Raw genomic sequence first — 20181 nt, forward strand, 5'->3', positions numbered from 1 at the left:
TACGAATATGATTTACCCGAGTGAAGAAGAACTTTATGCCCCAATTGTATGGCAGGACTGCTCCGAAGGATTTGAAGATATTTTTTATCACAAATCCACCGATGGTATGGCTAAAATCACCATCAATCGCCCACAAGTACGTAACGCATTCCGGCCATTGACGGTTAAAGAGATGATGCAGGTGTTGGATGATGCCCGTTATGATGACACTGTCGGTGTGATTATTCTGACCGGTATGGGTGAAAAAGCTTTTTGTGCTGGTGGTGATCAGAAAATCCGTGGTGATTACGGTGGTTATAAAGATGCCAACGACATGCATCACTTGAATGTATTGGATTTCCAGCGCCAGATTCGCACTTGTCCAAAACCCGTCGTTGCCATGGTTGCTGGATATGCGATTGGTGGTGGTCATGTACTTCATTTGGTGTGTGACCTGACCATTGCGGCTGATAACGCTATTTTTGGTCAGACCGGGCCTAAAGTGGGCTCTTTTGACGGCGGTTGGGGGGCATCTTACATGGCACGGATTGTTGGTCAGAAAAAAGCCCGTGAAATCTGGTTCCTGTGTCGTCAGTATGATGCTAAACAAGCGTTGGAGATGGGGCTGGTTAACACTGTTGTGCCTTATGCGGATCTGGAAAAAGAGACCGTTCGCTGGTGTCGTGAAATGCTGAAAAATAGCCCAATGGCTCTGCGCTGCCTGAAAGCCGCTCTAAATGCTGATTGTGATGGTCAGTCTGGATTGCAGGAGCTGGCCGGTAACGCCACCATGCTTTTCTATATGACAGAAGAAGGTCAGGAGGGACGTAATGCATTCGTTGAGAAACGCCACCCTGATTTCAGTAAATTCAAACGTAACCCATAATGCGTACTGTAACTTTATACCGGTTCAGATTGCCAATGGAGGCAGGTGTTATCCTGCGATATCAGCGGCTTAAAACTCGTGATGGTTTTTTAGTTCACTTACAGGAAAATGGTCAACAGGGATGGGGTGAAATTGCACCATTGCCGGAATTCAGCAAAGAAACCGTTGAACAGGCCGGTGAAGCAGCGGTGGCATGGCTTAAACAGTGGCACCTTGGTGCGGAACCTGATGAAAGTGAATTACCTTCTGTGGCATTTGGGCTTAGCTGCGCATTAGCTGAATTACAGGGTAAATTACCGGAAGACGCTGATTACCGGAAAGCGCCGCTGTGCAATGGTGATCCTGATGAACTGATTGTTCGTCTCAGTAACATGAGTGGACAAAAAGTTGCCAAAGTGAAAGTTGGGCTGTATGAAGCTGTACGTGATGGCATGGTCGTGAATGTTTTATTGGAAGCGGTACCGGATTTATCTTTGCGGCTGGATGCTAACCGTAGTTGGAGCCGAGCTAAAGCGGACAGCTTCGCTAAGTATGTCAATCCAGATTACCGCAACCGAATTGCCTTTTTGGAGGAACCTTGTCAAACCCCGGAAGAATCGCTCGCTTTTGCCCGTGATACAGGGATTGCCATTGCATGGGATGAAAGCGTCCGGGATGAGGGGTTTAACGTAGAGGCACAAGCAGGGGTGACTGCTATTGTGATCAAGCCCACTCTGATAGGAAGCCTTGCCCGTTGCCGTCAGTTGATTTCAGCCGCGCGCAATGCTGGATTGGAGGCTGTGATCAGCTCCAGTATTGAAACCAGCTTCGGTCTGACTCAACTTGCCCGCATTGCTCATTGGCTGACGCCAGCGACTATTCCTGGGCTGGATACACTGGAATTGATTCAGTCTCAGTTAGTGCGCTGTTGGCCGGGTAGCACGGTGCCAGTAACAGGATTGGACAAGTTAGAAATCGCATGGTGCAGTTAAATTCATTTACCCAGTGGCCGTGGCGTTACTGGGCATTGCTTAGTCCTGAAAATATTGCTGTCAAGTTGCATGATCGCTCCCTAACTTGGCATCAGTTAGTTATCTCTTTGGATACGATAGCGGCCAATTTTCGCCAACAGGGGGTAGTTGAAGGCAGTGGTGTAATGCTGCGAGGGAAGAACAGTGAAGAGATGTTGTTTTGCTATCTTGCAGCGCTACAGTGTGGTGCGCGGGTATTGCCACTGAATCCTCAACTGCCTGAAATGCTCTTGGCTAAATTACTGCCACATTTGAATATCGATTTTGTGGCTGATTTTTGTGGTGACAACTTGCTTGTGATGGATGCCAAATCCCTCGATTGGAAAAGTGAACCGCTAAATGCTGATGATAATTCAGTGGCATGGGATGCGATACGCCCGGCCAGTATGATACTGACCTCCGGCTCTTCCGGGATGCCTAAAGCGGCTATTCACTCAATTCATGCTCATCTTGCCAGTGCGCAAGATGTCCTTTCAGTAATCAATTTTCAGCAGCAAGATAGCTGGCTGCTCTCATTGCCGTTGTTTCATGTATCGGGTCAGGGGATTATTTGGCGCTGGCTAATTAAAGGGGCTTCTCTGGTATTGAGAAATATCAATCCACTGGAGCATGCTTTAGCCGATTGTACTCACGCTTCATTGGTGCCGACTCAGCTCTGGCGGTTATTGGAGCAGTCACAACATCAGCCACCGAATTTGAAAGAAGTGCTGCTGGGTGGGGCGATGATCCCCGTTGAATTGACGCAAAGGGCAGAGCAGCAAGGTATTCGTTGTTGGTGTAGTTATGGTTTAACCGAACTGGCTTCAACAGTATGCATTAAACGGGCAGATGAGTTGCCTGGTGTGGGAAATCCATTACCGGGCAAGCAAGTTCGGTTGATCAAGGAGGAGATTCAAATTCGTTCTGGCAGCCTTGCCAATGGATATTGGCTGGATGGAAAATTACAACCATTAGCTGATCGTGATGGCTGGTTTCATACTCGTGATCGAGGAGTGATACAAAATGGTGAGTTGCGGATACTTGGCCGGATGGATAATCAATTTTTCAGCGGTGGAGAAGGGATTCAGCCGGAAGAGATTGAACGGGTGATTAACACCTATCCACAGGTTGCACAAAACTTTATTGTTCCCGTACCTGACCCTGAATTTGGTTATCGTCCTGTCGCGGTCATAGACAGTAATTCATCTGAGGTCATTGATACATTACCTGAATGGTTGATTGATAAACTGGCTGCTTTTCAGCGCCCAGTCGCTTACTATCTGTTACCTCAAAAGCTTAAAAATAACGGCATTAAAGTTTCCCGTCAGCAAATCAAAAAATGGGTGTTGGATTTGCCCGGTTGCTCTTGAGCTATTTTGATTTGCTATCAATATGTTGAATTTCGTACTGCCCATTATTTATCGTGTAATAATGGGCAGAGAGGGTTAAAAGATGGTGTTGTTAGACATTAGCCTTTGATTTTTTTCAGCGCGTTTTCAACACCAGCGCCATATTCTGGGTGAACTTTTCTAAATAGCTCAACCTGACGGCGTTGAGTCTCTTCATGTGCTTGTGACAGTTCACTGGCGATACGGTCAAACATACGTTGATGTTCTTTACTGCTGATTAAGTTATATAGCCTGCGAGGCTGACTGAAATAATCTTCATCTTGACGATGGTTCCAGTTATCGGCATCTCCTTCTAAAGACAATGATGGTTGTTTGAATTCAGGTTGTTCCTGGAACAATCCTGCACTGTTTGGTTCATAGGTCACTGTGTTTCCGCTGTTACCATCGACACGCATTGCCCCATCACGGTGGAAATTATGGAACGGACAACGAGGTGTATTGACCGGAATTTGATGGTGGTTAACGCCAAGACGGTAACGTTGAGCATCACCATAAGAGAACAGACGGCCTTGTAACATCTTATCAGGGGAGAAACTGACACCTGGCACAACATTCGCGGGGTTGAAAGCAACCTGTTCAACGTCTGCAAAATAGTTATCAGGGTTACGGTTTAGCTCGAAATAACCGACATCAATCATCGGGTAGTCGCCGTGAGGCCATACTTTTGTCAAATCAAACGGATTGTACGGCGTCTGAGAAGCTTCGTTCTCTGGCATAATCTGAACCTTTAATTTCCAGCGTGGATAATCGCCTTGTTCAATTGCTGTAAACAAGTCACGCTGAGAGCTTTCACGATCTTTACCCACCAGCGCTTCTGCCTCTTCGTCCATCAGGCTTTTAATGCCTTGCTGACAACGGAAGTGGAATTTCACCCAGAAACGTTCATTATCTGCGTTGATAAAGCTGAAAGCATGGCTACCAAAACCGTGCATATGACGGAAAGATTTAGGTACACCACGGTCACTGAAATCAATGGTTAATTGGTGCAGTGATTCAGGTTGATGAGAGAAGAAATCCCATTTATAGGCAGGATTACGTAAATTAGTGTGGGGATCGCGTTTAACAACATGGTTAAGATCTGGGAACTTCAGTGGATCACGGAGATAGAATATCGGGGTGTTGTTACCAACTAAATCCCAGTTACCTTCTTCAGTGTAGAACTTAAGCGCAAAACCACGAATATCACGTTCCGCATCTGCTGCGCCGCGCTCACCGGCGACGGTTGAGAAACGGGCAAACATCTCGGTTTTTTTGCCTATTTCAGAAAAAATCTTAGCGCGGGTGTACTTAGTAATATCGTGAGTCACCACAAAGACGCCATGAGCTCCAGAACCTTTGGCATGCATACGGCGCTCTGGGATCACTTCACGATCAAAATGGGCAAGCTTTTCTAAGAACCAAACATCTTGTAACAACATAGGACCACGTTGACCCGCAGTCATGACATTATTGTTGTCAACGACAGGGGCGCCAGCATTCGTTGTAAGTCCTCTCTTTTTCATCACACTTCTCCTGTTTTACATGAAAAAAAACAGCGGAATCGCTGATTAAGAAAAACGTTCTGGTCAAATGGCGAAATGCAAATTTTGTGTTTTTTTATAATTTATTTATTATTTTCTTATTTATTGTTTAAAATAAAACTATTTACATAATTAATTATTAAGCAAATGAAATGAAAAATTCACACATATTTAGTAAGTATAGATGATTCATTTCTTTTTGTTGTCTATCGGTTTAGTTGTATTTACGTAAGATGTTTAACATTAAGTAAATAAAGAGGAAATATCATGAAGGTTTATCTTGCCGCGGTAGCAACCGGTTTGTTGTTGATTGCTGAATCAGCGAATGCAATTTCCGTGAATGTTCAGGCTGGCCGCCATTTCACCCATACTTCTGCGGCAATTGGTGATAACAGTGCTGGATTATCCTTTAATGGCAACTGGGCACGCAGTGATCATAATGGGCAGTTGGGAGGTTTGGGAACCGCATTTAGCCTGCCTGTTGGTCCATTGACGGCCAGCATTGGCGGTAAGGCTCTCTATTTATCCCCTAAAGATGGGAAAAATGGTGAGGCATTAGCAGCAGGTGTGGGTTTGAGTTGGACTGTTATGCCCTCTTTAGCTCTGTACGGTGAAGTTTACGGTGCGCCATCCAGATTAACTTCGGGTATTGATTCTTATGCTGAGGCCGCGGGTGGTTTACGTTTTACCGTATTTAAACCGTTGACGGTGGATGCCGGTTACCGGGTTATGAACATGAGAGGGAAAGAGGGAAATAGGGATAACAAACTGGCTGATGGATTTTATATCGGTGCTGGTTTGAATTTCTAATTTACTTTTGCATTTTGTCCGCACCATTGCTGATGCGGACAGTTTTGGCTTCTTAATTAACCCACTTCTGGCAGTAAACCACTGACAATACCAATCTGGATGGTAATTACCGTAATTCCGCAAAGAAATATCAGAATCAACGCAGGTTTTCCGCCTTTTACCCGATAAGCTTTTTGCTCAATTTGACGACTACGCCATGCCAGCATGGAAGGCAGTAATAGTGCGAGAATGGACAGTGCGACTGCGGCGAAAGTTAACGCCATGACAAAGTTTGGATAATACAAAGCACAAAGTAATGGTGGAACAAAAGTAATGATTCCGGTTTGCAGGCGACCGGTCGCGTTGTTACGGCGTTTGAACAGATCTGCCATATAATCAAACAAACCTAAAGAGACCCCAAGAAATGAGGTTGCCAGCGCCAAATCAGCAAACAGACGGACAGCAAGTTCTACACGAGGCGTCGCGACAACCTTTCTCACCGCTTTTAACAGCCCATTCAATCCTGATTGTTCCGCTAAAATTCCGACAAAAGTATGGGAAGAGATGGCGCCCAATGTTGCCAATTGCCATAGGATATAGGCAGTTAATGGGATTGCACTGCCGATAACAAATATTTTACGTAACTTGCGAGTATCGCCTCCCATATAATTGACGATACTTGGCACACTACCGTGAAAACCAAAAGAGGTGAATACCACGGGAATAGCTGATAATACCAAACCTTGTTCCAAAGGCATTGACATCAGGTTAGTGCTTTTGATGTGGGGCATCATGACGGTCAGCATAATAACCAGAAAGATGATTTTTGCCGTAAATAGCAGGCGGTTAATCATATCGACAGATTGAGTACCGATAGTGACAACACAACCCGCGACAAGGGTGAAAATCAGCACGCCAAATGAGACAGAAACAGGTTTATCCAGCCATGAAGAGAGGCTGCCTGAGAGCAACTCACCGGCGCCACTGATATAAGCGGTGGTCAGGGCATACATGAGAAAGAGCATACTAAAACCGGTGAGCCATTGGCCTCCTCGTCCCAGATAGCGTTTTGCCACTGTTCCCAGACCCGTATCGGCCGGGCTGTATTGATAAACTTCCACCAGCAATAAAGCGGTATAGCTCATCAAAACCCAAAGAGCGATTAACATCACAAAGGTTGTTCCAAAGCCGACACCGGCCGCTGCCAGCGGCATAGCCAGCATTCCTGCGCCAATTGTCGTGCCCGCTATGATAAAAATACTGCCAAGAGTACGATTCTTCACGCTTTCCCCTAGTTTCTGAACTGATTGAAATCGTTATAGAAAGGCAGGCTAAAGGATTAACTTATTTATGTCAAACTACGGTTACACTAAGTGTAAATAAATAATTACAATTGTGTTTTTGCATGTTCCTAAATTATGTGTTTAATTAAATATAAAAAGTTACTTATTCTATTAAGTATTTAAAAAGTAATATTTTACCAACACTTAAGTAAGATATACTTTTATTTTCATCTAAATTTACAGTTAAACTAAGACATTGTTCATTCTTTTAACAATTAAACGTATTGTGAAATAAAAATTATCAATGGAAAGAATATCTGTTTGTCTTAGGAAATTAGCTGTATCCGTTCTATTCGCTATATCAGGGGAAGCTTATGCTTCATCGTTTATTAGCCCAGCGGATCAAGAGGTTATCACTCAACAACAAAAAGCGTTATTGCAGCAGGCTCAGCAGCAACGGGAGGCGTTGCGTAACAACATCACTTTATCGCCAGATTTAGCGCCTGAAATTGATGGCGCTAAATCTGTCTGTCATACCGTTCACCATATTCAATTTGAAGGCACTGAGAGCCTTTCCCTGTCAGCGCGGGAAAAGCTAATACAGCCTTATTTATCCCGTTGCTTAACCTTGCCAGATATTAATGAACTGGTGCGTAAAGTATCGAATGCCTATATCGAGCGAGGTTATGTCACTTCTCGTGCTGGACTCAGAGCACAGGATTTATCCACCGGTATGCTCATTATTACCGTGAGTGAAGGCAAAGTTGAATCAATCACACTTGATGGTGAGACACCACTTTCATTGAAAATGGCCTTTCCGGGAATGGTTGGTAAGACATTGAATCTTCGGGATATTGAACAGGGGATGGAACAACTGAACCGGCTTCCTTCCCAGCAGATAACCATTGATATTCAGCCGGGAAAACAGCTTGGTTATTCTGCGGTTATCTTAAAACGAATATCGACTCGTTTGCCGGTTGGCGCCAGTTTGGGGGTGGATAATAGTGGTCAAAAAAGTACTGGTGCCGGGCAAATTAACGCCAGTGTGAATGTAGATAATCTATTACGCCTTGCTGACCAATGGTCATTATCTGCCAGCCGCAACAGCGATTTCCGTAATAATCACCGTAGTCGAAGTTTCTCTTCCAATGTGACGGTTCCTTATGGTGACTGGTTGTTCAGCTATCAATATGCGTGGAACGATTCTTTTCAGAAGGTTCCGATTGGCTCACAAACCTACCGCTATGAAGGTGACAATCAGACTCACCGGCTAGTAATAAACCGGACGTTATATCGTGACGGTGAGCAGAAACTGACTCTGAATGCAGGAATAACACATCGTCAGACAACGAATTTGTTTGCAGGAAAGAAATTATCCATCAGCAGCCCGACATTAAGTGTTGCCAATCTTGGTATCAATTACAGTTCGGTACTGGCGGGTGGCTATATCACGTTCAACCCTGCATTGAGTTATGGCTTACCCGTGTTAGGTGCAACAAAAGATGACCCGTATTTCCCGGATGCTCCACGTAGCCAATTCCGCAAATTCAGTCTGAGTGCTAGCTATTTTATCCCGGTCACCGACTCCATTTATTACCTCTCATCTGTTTACGGTCAAACCACACCGTACAACCTTTATGCCAGTGAACGTCTCTCATTGGGCGGGCAATACTCTGTTCGGGGATTTAAAGAACAATACCTGACCGGCAATCGCGGTGGGTATTGGCGTAATGAGCTGAACTGGCAGATTGCAACTCTTCCTGTAGGTGAACTTGCCTTAACAGGGGCGCTGGATACTGGCTGGTTACAGGGAAAAACCGGACAAATCGATGGTGGTAATGTTACCGGTACAGCGCTTGGCATATCACTGACTCACCGCAGGTTCAATCAAACGATGACATTGGGAACACCACTGATTTATCCAGACCATCTGAAACCGGATAACTGGGTAGTTTACTGGTCTGTATCACTGATTTTTTAGCGATGTAATACGGGTATATACCAATAACTTTGTACTCAAATTAAGAAAGGACAGAATAATGGATAGACGTAACGGCCCTATGGCAAGGGGCGCTTGTTATCTTTTAATTTATCTTACTGCCGTATATCCCCTTCATCCTGCTATTGCGGCTGGGATCGCGCCAGATAATAACCGAACACAGGTACAAAACCAGGGTAATGTGCCGATCGTAAATATTGCTACGCCTAATGGTGCAGGAATATCTCGCAACACCTATAAAGAATTTAATGTTGCCACTCAGGGTGCCGTATTAAATAACGCCACTCAGGCAGTTAAATCACAATTAGCCGGACAACTTAATGTTAACCCTAACTTGAATGGAAAATCGGCTGAACTGATTATTAATGAAGTTACTGGCAGTGGACGATCTAATCTTCAGGGAAAACTAGAGATAGTTGGTCATAAAGCCAATGTGATGATTGCTAACCCCAATGGCATTACCTGCGATGGCTGTGGTTTTATTAATACCGGCAGTGCAACATTGACTACCGGTAAGCCTCAATTTGATAAACAGGGTGCGTTGGAAGCACTGGAGGTTAAAAAAGGCCAGATTACCATTGGTAGCAAAGGGCTGGATGGCAAATCGACAGATTATATCGATATTATCAGTCGAGCGACTGAATTAAATGGAAAAATTCAAGCTAATAATTTATCCCTGACGCAGGGAGCTAACCGGATTGATTTTAACGATGGCACAGTGAAAAAAATCACTGGAGAAGGTGCTAAACCTCAATTAGCCGTTGATACCAAAGCATTAGGCGGCATGTATGCCAATAAAATCCGTTTGGTTGCTACAGAAGATGGTGTCGGTGTTAATCTTAAGGATTTAATCAGCAATCAGCGTGATATTACCTTAAACGTTAATGGCAAAATTGAGCTGGGAAATGCCAAAGCCAAAACGGATTTTAATCTTAGCGCTAAAGAGACTCATATTGCGCAAAATATCAAGGTACAAGCGGAACGGGATATTACTCTGGCAAGTACTAAATTGGATAATAAAGGGAGTGTAACTGCGGGCCGGGATATGCGGATATTTGGTGATACTATACGTAATGCCGGAAATAAATCACTTCTGCAAGCTAATAATAATATGTGGTTACAGAAAGATGCTCAGGGGAATAAGAGCGCTCTGATTGAAAACAAGTCTGCGACGATAAAGACTGTGAAAGGGGATTTGGTTGTTCGCACTGATAAACTGGATAATATCAGAGATCAAACCATAACGGAATGGAAAACTATCCCGGCTGATTCAGTAGAAATTAATAAATGGGCTGGTAGTTTTTATGGTATTAGACAAGGTGTTGATTCCGTCATTACATTGGCTGTAAAACTGAAAGATTTTAATCGTGATAAATGGTTTGGTATTGTTGATTTATTAAAAAATAACTTTATCAACATTAAACAGGATAGATTTTCAATAAAGGCGATAAGCCCAGCGGGAAATATTATTTCTGGTGGTAATGCTTATATTAATGCAACTAATTTGCGAAATGATGTTTCATCTATATATGCAAAGCAGGATCTTATTCTCACTGGGGAAAATATTGATGTTATCAGCCGTCAATTAGGTAAGAAAAATACATTTTGGCATTATACTACATCAAACCCTCTGGTTGGCAGTGAATTCAAAGATGATGATGCACTACCTGGTGATTGGGATTTATTTTATGTTTATGAAGACGCAGAGTATACCAAGCAAGGAGAGTTATATACTTGGTGAGAAGAAAGTTATATATCGTCTTCAATTAGTGCGGAAAAAAATCTAGTAGCGGATTTTAAAAATAACTTAAATATCAGAACGTTGATTCCTGATGATGCAAAAAATCTGTCAGAAGTAACTGTAACTGCTCGACCTGACACATTATCAGCAAAAAACATTTTGCTTCACGCGGGTAAAATCAATATTATTGATAAACTAAAGGCGACTGATGGGTTAAATATTATTTCCGAGAATGATATTAATCTTAATAATGCCGCATTGATTTCGTCAAATAGTTTATCTATAACAGCAGCTAATAACATTAATGCCTTGCAAGGTGAACTAAAAGGTAAAGATGTAACTATTATCAGTCGCAACGGGAATATTCAGTTTCAGAGTAGTAGTAAGCCAGAGTATTTTAATCCTGATAATACGCGTAAAATAAGTAGCCTGGAAGCTACGGGTGATTTACTCTTACATGCAGGTAAGAATATTCTGCTTCGCAATATTTTCTTAACGAAAAGTCATAATATTTCTTTATCTGCGAATAATGATATTACCATTGATAATAACAGTGATTTATTGACACATAAACGAATGGGAGACGTGACCGCTGAGAGTAAAGAACAAACGCTCTTTAATCAGATGTTATCTAAGCTAGGTAAGCTTGATGCCAAAAGCTCGGTTGTGATTAATGCTGGAGGCAATCTATCTGTTAAGGGAGTTAATATCTCAGCAGTAAAAGATATCAACTTAACTTCTGCAAAAAGTATTGATCTCACTCCCCGTGAGTTATCACCTTCGTTGAGTAGATTATTTCCCTCGTCCCGTTCTGGTGAGTTAAGTAGCCGGTTAACCGCAGGAAATAATATCAATATTATCAGTGGTGCAGATATCAATGGCAAAGCGGCTCAAATTAACGCTAAAGGTAACACATTATTATCAGCAGGTCGGAATATTAACTTATTAGCGCTGGGCTATTCCGCTATTGATAATAAGAATGATAACAATAAAGATGATCGCCATATTGTTGCTGTAGTTAATGGTGGAAAACAGCTTACCCTGGCTGCTAATGGAACGCTGATTACCCAAGGCGCGACATTAAGCTCAGGCGGAAATACAACGATTTCTTCCGGCGGCAATATGCGTTTTGAATCAGTGCAGAATCACTCTTACCGAGAAAAAGGCAGGGAATTTACCGAATCAGTCACACAGCAAGGTACTGCATTGACTAGTGGCGGTATACTAACTGTTATTTCAAACGGCAGTATTCTTTTCCAAGCCACTAAACTGACGGCCAAAGGTGCAATGGACGTCGCGGCGAAAGGTGGCTATCTATACGCTCAGGCGATGGAAGAATCCAGCCATGATGAGAAAACAGAAACCAAACGTAAGTGGTATGGCAAAAAGAAAACCATTAAACGTACCCGTCATGATGTTACTAATAAAGTCACTGAATTTACTGCTGGTGGTGATATTAATCTGTTAAGTCGGGATGACAGCACTTACGAAGCCAGTAAAATTGCGACTAATAAAAACGCCAAACTGACCAGCACTCACGGTAAAGTCAATTTTAAGGCGGTCAAAAATACCGCTTTTGAACAGACTATTACGTCTTCCAAAGGCTTTTATATTAAGCAAAGGGATAAAGGTTATACCGAAACCCAATGGGTATTACCGCAGATTTTCACTGGTGGAAAGCTGACAGTGGAAGCAGCCAATGGTGTTAGTGCTGATATTAAAGCTAAAAATGGTCAGTCATTGCAAAATGTCCTGGCCGTATTGGGAAATACGCCAGAAACAGCCTGGTTGAAAGGGCTTCGTGAAAATAAAGATATCCAATGGAATGTGGTCAAAGACGCTTATGACAGTTGGGATCACAAGAGCCAGCATTTAAACCCGGTGGTTTCTGCGGTGATTGCGATTGCGGCAGCGGCAGCAACCGCAAGCAGCTCTTTGGCGGCATCTGTTGCATCTTATGCGGGTAATAGCGTTGTGGGTGGGGCGTTAACTGCGGGTATGTCATCACTGGCGGCACAGGCGGCGGTTGCTATTGTGGATAATCAGGGGGACATATCCAAAGCGCTAAAAGTATTAGGTAGCAGTGATGCGGTTAAATCAACAATTACCTCAATGGCGATTGGTGGCGCATTGGCCGGATTTGATTCCTACATGGGATGGGATAAAGCGGCTGATGGTACTACATTAGATCCCACAAAAGCGAAATTACCCCAAATCAGCAATGGTGACTGGAACAAAGTCGTCCAGCGGGTAGCTGGTCAATCTATTATTAGTTCCAGCCTGAATACCGCCATTAACGGCGGCAGTTTTAAAGATAATTTGACTACGGCTCTGTTGGCTAATATTGGCAGCCAGATTAATGCTGAAGGCGCCAGATTGATTGGTGATAATGGCGAGGTATTGGGAATACCGGGTAAAATGTTAAGCCACGCGGTTGTAGCAGGGGTCAGCGCTGAAATTGGCAGAGGAAATGTTAAAGGCGCAATGGCGGGGGCTTTGGCTGCGGAATTGGCTGGCGTCATGATGGGAGATAATCTCATCAAAGCCGAAGAATGGCAGAGAACATCTGAGCGGCAGGCGCAAATTGCCCGTGTTTTTGGCGGCTTTGCCGGAGCAGTATTTACCGGTAAAGCAGATGGCGCTTACAGTGGAGCGAGCAGTGCAGAAAACACTTTCCGTTATAACTATCTGGCCCATCATCAGCGGGAATTAATGGAAAAAGAGCTTGCCGCTGAGTCCAGTTACCTTAAAAAAGCGCAGATTTTTGCTAAATGGGGCTTGATTAGTCACACACAAGATGGCTATCTGGCCGCGGGTTTTGTATCCGGTATTCCATCAGAACTCTATGATAGTGTGGTGGCAATTGTCGGCGCGGTATCTAATCCTTCGGAAGTCATTGAATCGCTTAGAACACTGTTGATTCAGGAGGATATGCCCGGTTTTATCTGGCAGGCAACAAAGGATAGTTATCTCAAGCAGCTTGATACTGTCAAAGCTGAATATGAAAAAGCGGGTCCGGGAGGGGCTTATAATGCGGGTCTGGAGATAGGAAAACTGGTTACTGGAATAGCCAGTATGGCCGGCGGTGGCTTTGGTGCGGTCAAAGGGTCTACATCTGCCACGGCTAAATTGTCGAAAGTCATCTCAAAAGATCCGCACCCAACAGTAGACATACGGAGTGTATATCGGGTAGAAAAAGATGGTAGTAAAACCCAAATGGAGTGGGGAGGAGATATCTATAAGCAGGGGTATCCTTTTGAGGATTTTGTTGCTACGCAGATGCCAGCAGGTTCTCGGTTGCCTGAAAGGTTTGAGGTTTTTGATTTTTATGATGGAAAAACAGGTTTGGCTATCAGTGTAAAAACATTGGATACACGTACTGTTTCCAGAATTAAGAATCCAAAACAACTTTATACTTCTATAAAAGGGAATATAGATGCCACAGTAAACTTTACCGAGGCGAGACTGGGTAAAAAGAATTTAAATGCGGGAATGATTTCACAGCGTGAAGTTCGGATTGCTGTACCCAAAGCTACAACAATAGAACAATGGGAGCAAATTAACCGTGCAATATCTTATGGCTCAGAAAAAAATGTTAATGTCAAAATTATAGTGGTGAAATAATGAGCGAAATTTTTAAACGATGGAGAAATGCTAGATGCATGTTTAATGGCGATTTTTACTGCATTGAAACTTTTTCTGGTTATCGGATGTTAGGCGCTGATCCACAAGGGAGTTACTATTTGCTATCTCCTGATGTAGATGATGAGCAATTAGGTATGGCAGTTCTTGATGCGTTATTTAAGAGTCGGCTCATTCCTTTGGAAGAGATAGATGATTTCTTTGAGCCAGAGAAGTGTGATGGACAATATAAAGAATGGATTGATGAATTAATCAAAACTTATGGTTATCGTTCAAAACGTCGATTATTTAAAAGAATGCGAGATTGTGGTATACAATTGCTGGATGGAAATATCACAATACGACCTACTGGTCATGAAAAACTTGAGCTCTGGACAGGAAAAGGCATTGTTGAATCTGATTATGTCATCATTCCGGCAGACAGTTCCCCTGCGGAAGTGGGTGCAGCATTACGGCTGGCTTTTTCGCGTTGCAGAAGTTATGTTTGACGATAAGGTAACAGTTTGCTTTTGCATTAATTATTCATGATCTTTGATTTAGAGAGTTAATTAAGGTGGACACGTAATAGCTATTATGTGTCCGCTAATTATTTTAAAAGGTTTAAAGCATTATTCAATGAGCCTTATCGCTAAAATTACGGTGGTGAAGTAATGAGTGAGATTTTTGAACGATGGAAAAATGCCGGATGCGTATTTAATGGTGATTTTTATTCAATAACAAGTTATTCAGGTTATCGTTCACTGAATTTAGACCTTTTAGGGGGTAACCATATGTTATTTCCCGATACTTCTGATGAAAAATTAGGAGTTGCAGTTTTTGATGCTCTTTCTAAAAGTCGATTTATTCCCTTTGAGAACCTTGGCGATTTTTTAGATAATGAAAAAAGAAAAGAACGGTACGATCAGTGGGTTACAGAGATGATGGGATTTCATCGCTATCGCTCAAGACGTCAGTTATTTAAGAAGATGAACAGTTGTGATATTCGTTTGTTAGATGGTGTCATAACTATTATGCCCTATGGTCATGAGAAACTTGAGCTTTGGACAGGAAAAGGCGTTGTAGAATCTGATAATGTCGTCATTCCGGCAGACAGTTCCCCTGAGGAAGTTGGTGCGGCATTACGATTGGCTTTTTCACGTTGTAGGAGTTATGTTTGACGATAAAGAAACAGTTGTTTTTGTACTAAATTGATCACGATCTTTGATTTATAGAGTTAATTAAGGTGGACGCATAATAGCTATTATGTGTCCGCTAATTATTTCAAAAGGTTTAAAGCATTATTCAATGAGCCTTATCGCTAAAATTACGGTGGTGAAGTAATGAGTGAGATTTTTGAACGATGGAAAAATGCCGGATGCGTATTTAATGGTGATTTTTATTCAATAACAAGTTATTCAGGTTATCGTTCACTGAATTTAGACCTTTTAGGGGGTAACCATATGTTATTTCCCGATACTTCTGATGCAGAATTAGGTGCCGTGGTTATTAATGCTCTTTCTAACAGTCGATTTATTCCCTATGAGAGTCTTGGTGATTTTTTAGATAATGAAAAAAGAAAAGAACGATATGATCAGTGGGTTACAGAGATGATGGGATTTCATCGCTATCGCTCAAAACGTCAGTTATTTAAGAAGATGAACAGTTGTGATATTCGCTTGTTAGATGGTGTCATAACTATTAAACCCTATGGTCATAAAAAACTTGAACTTTGGACAGGGCAAGGTATTGTCGAGTCAGATTATGTCATTATTCCGGCAGACAGTTCCCCTGAGGAAGTTGGTGCGGCATTACGGCTGGCTTTTTCACGTTGTAGGAGTTATGTTTGACGATAAAGTAGCAGTTTATTTTTGTATTGATTAATCATAATTTTTGATTTATATGATCAATAGGGTGGAATAGCTATTTATGAGTTTCCTAATTATCTTAAAAAGGCTCAAGCAGTTATTAAATTTGTCTTGCCGTCAAAATGGCATGAATGTAGATTTTAAACAAGGGTTAAATGCAAACGCCAAATTTAATGGTGATTTTTACTCTGTCAAAACTTATTCTGGGTATCGCCTGCTTCGAGCTGATCCTCAAGGTCACGAACATGTTCTATCTCCCGATGTAACTGATAGCCAATTGGGTGGTGCCGTTTTAGATTCACTTTCTAAAAGTCGGTTGGTCGATCCTGATGATGATTTTTTCGACAACGAAAGGGCAGCTGAACGATATAAAGAGTGGATTAAGCATTTAATGGAAATTTATAATTACTGCTCAAAACGTCAGTTATTTAAGAAAATGAACAGTTGTGATATTTGTTTATTAGATGGTGTTATAACTATTATGCCTTATGGTCACGAGAAACTTGAGCTTTGGACAGGAAAAGGTATTGTAGAATCTGATAATGTCGTTATTCCGGCAGACAGTTCCCTTGAGGAAGTTGGTTCGGCATTACGATTGGCTTTTTCACGTTGCAGAATTTATGTTTGACAATAAAACAACGGCTTTTGTACTGATTAGTCATGAGTTTTGATTTATAGAATTAATTAAGGTGGACACGTAATAGCTATTATGTGTCCGTTAATTATCTCAGAAGAATCTAAATAATTATTAAATGAGACTTACCCCTAAAATCACGGTGGTGAAATAATGAGTGAGATTTTTAAACGATGGAAAAATGCCGGATGCGTATTTAATAGAGATTTTTACCTCATTGAGATCTTTTCTGATTATCGAATGCTCAGTTTTGATCTACAGGGAGGCCACTATTTATTGCCCCCAAATACAAATGACGAGCAATTAAGTATGGCGCTTCTTGATGCATTATCCAAGAAGAGGTGAATACCATGGGAATAGCGGATAATACCAAACCTTGCTCTAAAAGCATTGACGCTAGGTTAGTGCTTTTGATGCGTCATGACGGTTAGCATAATCACCAGAAAAATGCCTTGTTATTCCAAATTTAAAATGTCACCTTTTGGTGTAAATCCGAGTTTCTATATCCATGCAGGAGGATATATATGCTTCTTGAAACAATAACATCTCTGGAATGCAGTCTTCACGGTGTCCGGCGGTATGACAGAGCATGGCTTGAGAAAATCCTGCATCCTGATTTTCTCGAAATAACTCGCTCAGGTCACTTAGTCGGCCGCAGTGAAACGATTGACGCCCTGATAGCTGAAAATAGTACTAACTGCATCGTAAGTTCCAACTTCCGGCTGACGATAGTGGGAGAAATGTGCGTTATTTTACTTTACAGAACTTACAATCAGGACGGTGGTCATGCAGCACTGAGGTCATCAATTTGGGTATTTTCTAATGAACATAATTGGCGCCTGACTTTTCATCAGGGTACACCGTGTGGATTATAGGTTGGGGTATGCCAGAGCCAGTGCTGCCGCTCAGGGATTAAACGCAATCCTACAAGCGGCCATAAGCAAAAAAGAATTAAATAGCGGAAGGAAATCATCGTATGGTAGCGGCCTAGGAAATATATCGTAAAACTGGTGACTTATTGTATATAGAAAAACTTTTATAAAACGGTTTGTAGACGCAAACTAAGAATACTCCGGTAGGCGTAAAACCATTACTAGTAAAAAATGATGCTTGATATTAATGAGGTATGTAAATGAAAAAAAATGGAGTATATATAAAAATGTTAGTATTATCCCTGAAAATTTAAAAGAGAAATTAATCTGGCCGGGGCCATGAGTAGATAGGGGGCCATTATGATTGATATAAAATTCTATTTATATTCGGTACTGATAACTGTGATTATCTATATCAAATAGCTATAATGGAAATTTATATCTTAGGATAAAAAAGCGGTTTATTTTTTCCGGTATTGAAACATGAGTTGGATAAATCATGATAAAAATATTAAAATTAGTAAACATTCAGGAAGTAACCATAAGTATTGATGATTATATACCTATTAATATCCAATTGGTTGATAATATAAACGAAACCCCTTTGTATTGGAGAATTGGTGATAATAAGAAAAGTTTATTAGAGTTTGCTATTTTACCTAGCGATGGCAGAATAGCAGCGATTACTTTGGTTATAATTAATCCAGATTTTATTCAATATGCAGATGATTATCTTATTGAATCATATGAAAGTAAATGTGGTTTTCCTATAGTTGATATGAGTCCGTGGAAATTTATTGAAAGTAATAATTTCAGCCATCGTTTTATTGATGAATTTAATTATGTGATTAAAGTAGATGTTTATCAGGAGGCTATTATATTGATGATAAAAGAGAAATGTAAATTATCAAGTTGGGTTAAATGTAATAATTCTTTATGGTTGGGACTGGATAATGATGAAAATATCATTAGTATCCTAATAAAAGAGTTATCGAAAGAAGACATTAATAATTTCTTTAATTCTATTGGCTAGAATATGTCAAGCTGGTTTTATCTTAGATGGATATACGGTTTTTTCATTACTACAGATAATAAATTCAAGAAGTAACAGGCAAATTTGTTATCATTTCCAGTCTAAATACCTCTCATGAATTATACAGCCTACCAATAATATCGAAGACGAAATTATAACTAAATGGAAGTTCTCTCAAACTAATTAAAAAGAAGCTAATAGAGGATTCAAGACCATTTATTAACTTCCGATATTTTTAATGAGCTCATATATATTTAGTTTTTATTTCCCCATAAAAACAAATTTATTCATTTTTATATTGTCAATAATTCTTCATTCTATACTCTTTTAATACTTGGTCTATTACCCAACTGGTTCGTGAGCCTGATTCTCCTGTTGATGGGCAAAATCCTTTTCCTTGCAATTCATTAATGATAGTATTAATTAATGGCATTTCTATATGCTTTGGATTATCAATATTAAATTGGTGTAATTTATTATTTTCGTCATAATATGAAATGGCCGAATTTCCAAATGTAGAGAAAGATATTTTTCCTTTGGTACCAATTATTTCAACATTATCTCCTCTAGAGTTCGATACAAAATTCCATATACCCACACCTTGAATATTATTTTCAAACATAAATGACATTGATACGCAATCTTCCGCAGGATAAGCATTCCCTTGAGAATTTGCATGTCCTTTGACAGAAATAATCTTCCCTAAAAGAAAGTCTAATATATCAAGAGTATGGCATGCTAAATCAACAAATAATCCACCACCGGAAATTTCTGGATTAACGACCCAAGGTAAATGATGAGGATCTTGGTAACATTGCTCTATCTCTCTGTAAAGTATACAACTTACAATTCTTGGTGTTCCTATAGCACCTGACTCAATTAATTCTTTGATCTTTAAGAATCTTGGCAATGCTCTCCTATAATAAGCTACAAATAAAGGGACATTTTGAGACTGGCAGGTAGCGATCATTTCATTACATTCTTCAAATGTTAATGCCATAGGTTTTTCTACATATATTGCTTTACCAGCTTCAGCCGCTAAAATGGTATATTCTTTATGTGTAGAGGGTGGTGTTGCAATATATACTGCATCAATGTCTTTGTCATTAATAAGTGAATTAGCATCAGAATACCATTTAGGCACATTATGCCTCTTGGCAAAGTCCTCGGCTAAATTAGCATTGCGTCGCATTACTGCAACCAATTCAGAGTTATCTAATTTATAAAAAGCAGGGCCGCTTTTTACTTCAGTAACATCACCACAACCAATAATGCCCCATTTTATTGTTTTTTGCATCTTATTTTCTCAATATGTTTATATTAAATTCTTTCCTAATAAAATCTTGATGGAGATTATAGTAAAATTCTGATTTATCCCATTTTTTTCGTTCCAATATATGATTATATAACATGTTTCTTACTTTTGAATCAAGTGAGTTAATATCATCTTCATCGTATTTCTTATAATCTATTATACCAAAGTGACATGTGGGTTCACATCTATGCCCAATTAGATTTCAAATTACAGCATGGTGGCAAGTGAAAGCAACCAACAAAGTAG

15 protein-coding genes and 1 pseudogene are annotated in these 20181 nt (G+C 40.9%); 13 read left to right on the forward strand and 3 right to left on the reverse strand.

Annotation, left to right across the window (positions count from 1 at the left end; genetic code table 11):
- The first annotated feature begins 7 nt into the window (after nt 1-7).
- From menB to menE, 3 genes are read left to right on the forward strand one after another with little or no spacing between them, the layout of a single operon-like run.
- The gene (gene menB / locus ACGF5R_RS03500) at nt 8-865 is read left to right on the forward strand and encodes a 1,4-dihydroxy-2-naphthoyl-CoA synthase (RefSeq protein WP_387689773.1); all 858 of its coding nucleotides are present in this window, start codon (nt 8-10) and stop codon (nt 863-865) included.
- Nucleotides 865-1836 carry an o-succinylbenzoate synthase gene (gene menC, locus ACGF5R_RS03505; RefSeq protein WP_387689775.1) on the forward strand — a complete coding sequence of 324 codons (972 nt, stop codon included), beginning with the start codon at nt 865-867 and terminating at the stop codon, nt 1834-1836. Before menB ends, menC begins: the two co-directional genes overlap by 1 nt.
- The gene (gene menE / locus ACGF5R_RS03510) at nt 1824-3224 is read left to right on the forward strand and encodes an o-succinylbenzoate--CoA ligase (protein ID WP_387689777.1); all 1401 of its coding nucleotides are present in this window, start codon (nt 1824-1826) and stop codon (nt 3222-3224) included. The genes menC and menE overlap by 13 nt, the downstream gene beginning before the upstream one ends.
- A 98-nt stretch (nt 3225-3322) precedes the next feature.
- On the opposite strand, the gene ACGF5R_RS03515 is transcribed toward menE, so the two are convergent.
- On the reverse strand, nt 3323-4765 hold the full coding sequence (locus ACGF5R_RS03515) for a catalase (RefSeq protein ID WP_262980863.1): 1443 nt from the start codon (nt 4763-4765) through the stop codon (nt 3323-3325).
- A 285-nt stretch (nt 4766-5050) separates the two neighbouring features.
- On the opposite strand from ACGF5R_RS03515, the gene ACGF5R_RS03520 reads away from it, so the two are divergent.
- A complete protein-coding gene (locus ACGF5R_RS03520; RefSeq protein WP_387689779.1) occupies nt 5051-5593 on the forward strand; it encodes a YfaZ family outer membrane protein in 543 nt (180 codons plus the stop codon).
- A 56-nt stretch (nt 5594-5649) separates the two neighbouring features.
- On the opposite strand, the gene tyrP is transcribed toward ACGF5R_RS03520, so the two are convergent.
- Nucleotides 5650-6855 (reverse strand): tyrosine transporter TyrP, encoded by a 1206-nt coding sequence (tyrP, locus tag ACGF5R_RS03525; RefSeq protein WP_387689781.1) that lies wholly within the window; start codon nt 6853-6855, stop codon nt 5650-5652.
- Nucleotides 6856-7159: 304 nt separating this feature from the next.
- On the opposite strand from tyrP, the gene ACGF5R_RS03530 reads away from it, so the two are divergent.
- The 9 genes and pseudogenes from ACGF5R_RS03530 to ACGF5R_RS03570 all read left to right on the forward strand — a co-directional run bounded on the left by ACGF5R_RS03530 (nt 7160) and on the right by ACGF5R_RS03570 (nt 18620).
- Nucleotides 7160-8836, forward strand: coding sequence for a ShlB/FhaC/HecB family hemolysin secretion/activation protein (locus ACGF5R_RS03530; RefSeq protein WP_387689783.1), 1677 nt, complete (start codon nt 7160-7162; stop codon nt 8834-8836).
- Nucleotides 8837-8894: 58 nt separating this feature from the next.
- Nucleotides 8895-14219, forward strand: a pseudogene (locus tag ACGF5R_RS03535) (DUF637 domain-containing protein).
- Nucleotides 14219-14725: a contact-dependent growth inhibition system immunity protein gene (locus tag ACGF5R_RS03540; RefSeq protein WP_112877565.1), complete on the forward strand. Its 507-nt coding sequence runs from the start codon at nt 14219-14221 to the stop codon at nt 14723-14725. Before ACGF5R_RS03535 ends, ACGF5R_RS03540 begins: the two are co-directional and overlap by 1 nt.
- 162 nt (nt 14726-14887) lie before the next feature.
- Nucleotides 14888-15394 (forward strand): contact-dependent growth inhibition system immunity protein, encoded by a 507-nt coding sequence (locus tag ACGF5R_RS03545; RefSeq protein WP_387689785.1) that lies wholly within the window; start codon nt 14888-14890, stop codon nt 15392-15394.
- A 162-nt stretch (nt 15395-15556) separates the two neighbouring features.
- Nucleotides 15557-16063 carry a contact-dependent growth inhibition system immunity protein gene (locus tag ACGF5R_RS03550; RefSeq protein WP_387689787.1) on the forward strand — a complete coding sequence of 169 codons (507 nt, stop codon included), beginning with the start codon at nt 15557-15559 and terminating at the stop codon, nt 16061-16063.
- A gap of 145 nt (nt 16064-16208) precedes the next feature.
- On the forward strand, nt 16209-16709 hold the full coding sequence (locus ACGF5R_RS03555; RefSeq protein WP_112877644.1) for a contact-dependent growth inhibition system immunity protein: 501 nt from the start codon (nt 16209-16211) through the stop codon (nt 16707-16709).
- A 159-nt stretch (nt 16710-16868) separates the two neighbouring features.
- Complete coding sequence (locus ACGF5R_RS03560; protein ID WP_112877561.1) at nt 16869-17060, forward strand: contact-dependent growth inhibition system immunity protein; 192 nt, start codon at nt 16869-16871, stop codon at nt 17058-17060.
- 179 nt (nt 17061-17239) lie between these two features.
- Nucleotides 17240-17590 (forward strand): DUF4440 domain-containing protein, encoded by a 351-nt coding sequence (locus tag ACGF5R_RS03565; protein ID WP_112877559.1) that lies wholly within the window; start codon nt 17240-17242, stop codon nt 17588-17590.
- Nucleotides 17591-18086: 496 nt separating this feature from the next.
- Nucleotides 18087-18620 (forward strand): hypothetical protein, encoded by a 534-nt coding sequence (locus tag ACGF5R_RS03570; protein WP_387689789.1) that lies wholly within the window; start codon nt 18087-18089, stop codon nt 18618-18620.
- Between the two features lie 301 nt (nt 18621-18921).
- Here ACGF5R_RS03570 and ACGF5R_RS03575 read toward each other — a convergent pair whose 3' ends face one another.
- Nucleotides 18922-19917, reverse strand: a complete 996-nt coding sequence (locus ACGF5R_RS03575; RefSeq protein WP_387689791.1) for a Gfo/Idh/MocA family protein — start codon at nt 19915-19917, stop codon at nt 18922-18924.
- Between the last annotated feature and the right edge of the window lie 264 nt (nt 19918-20181).

It is taken from the genome of Photorhabdus sp. RM71S (assembly GCF_042879355.1).
In the GTDB taxonomy this organism is placed as follows: Bacteria; Pseudomonadota; Gammaproteobacteria; order Enterobacterales; family Enterobacteriaceae; genus Photorhabdus; species Photorhabdus kayaii.

What these genes read in the sequence shown, in the direction of transcription:
- menB (WP_387689773.1), top strand. Translation starts at nt 8, where the DNA reads ATGATTTACCCGAGTGAAGAAGAACTTTATGCCCCAATTGTATGGCAG.
- menC (WP_387689775.1), top strand. Translation starts at nt 865, where the DNA reads ATGCGTACTGTAACTTTATACCGGTTCAGATTGCCAATGGAGGCAGGT.
- menE (WP_387689777.1), top strand. Translation starts at nt 1,824, where the DNA reads ATGGTGCAGTTAAATTCATTTACCCAGTGGCCGTGGCGTTACTGGGCA.
- ACGF5R_RS03515 (WP_262980863.1), bottom strand. Translation starts at nt 4,765, where the DNA reads ATGAAAAAGAGAGGACTTACAACGAATGCTGGCGCCCCTGTCGTTGAC.
- ACGF5R_RS03520 (WP_387689779.1), top strand. Translation starts at nt 5,051, where the DNA reads ATGAAGGTTTATCTTGCCGCGGTAGCAACCGGTTTGTTGTTGATTGCT.
- ACGF5R_RS03530 (WP_387689783.1), top strand. Translation starts at nt 7,160, where the DNA reads ATGGAAAGAATATCTGTTTGTCTTAGGAAATTAGCTGTATCCGTTCTA.
- ACGF5R_RS03540 (WP_112877565.1), top strand. Translation starts at nt 14,219, where the DNA reads ATGAGCGAAATTTTTAAACGATGGAGAAATGCTAGATGCATGTTTAAT.
- ACGF5R_RS03545 (WP_387689785.1), top strand. Translation starts at nt 14,888, where the DNA reads ATGAGTGAGATTTTTGAACGATGGAAAAATGCCGGATGCGTATTTAAT.
- ACGF5R_RS03550 (WP_387689787.1), top strand. Translation starts at nt 15,557, where the DNA reads ATGAGTGAGATTTTTGAACGATGGAAAAATGCCGGATGCGTATTTAAT.
- ACGF5R_RS03555 (WP_112877644.1), top strand. Translation starts at nt 16,209, where the DNA reads ATGAATGTAGATTTTAAACAAGGGTTAAATGCAAACGCCAAATTTAAT.
- ACGF5R_RS03560 (WP_112877561.1), top strand. Translation starts at nt 16,869, where the DNA reads ATGAGTGAGATTTTTAAACGATGGAAAAATGCCGGATGCGTATTTAAT.
- ACGF5R_RS03565 (WP_112877559.1), top strand. Translation starts at nt 17,240, where the DNA reads ATGCTTCTTGAAACAATAACATCTCTGGAATGCAGTCTTCACGGTGTC.
- ACGF5R_RS03570 (WP_387689789.1), top strand. Translation starts at nt 18,087, where the DNA reads ATGATAAAAATATTAAAATTAGTAAACATTCAGGAAGTAACCATAAGT.
- ACGF5R_RS03575 (WP_387689791.1), bottom strand. Translation starts at nt 19,917, where the DNA reads ATGCAAAAAACAATAAAATGGGGCATTATTGGTTGTGGTGATGTTACT.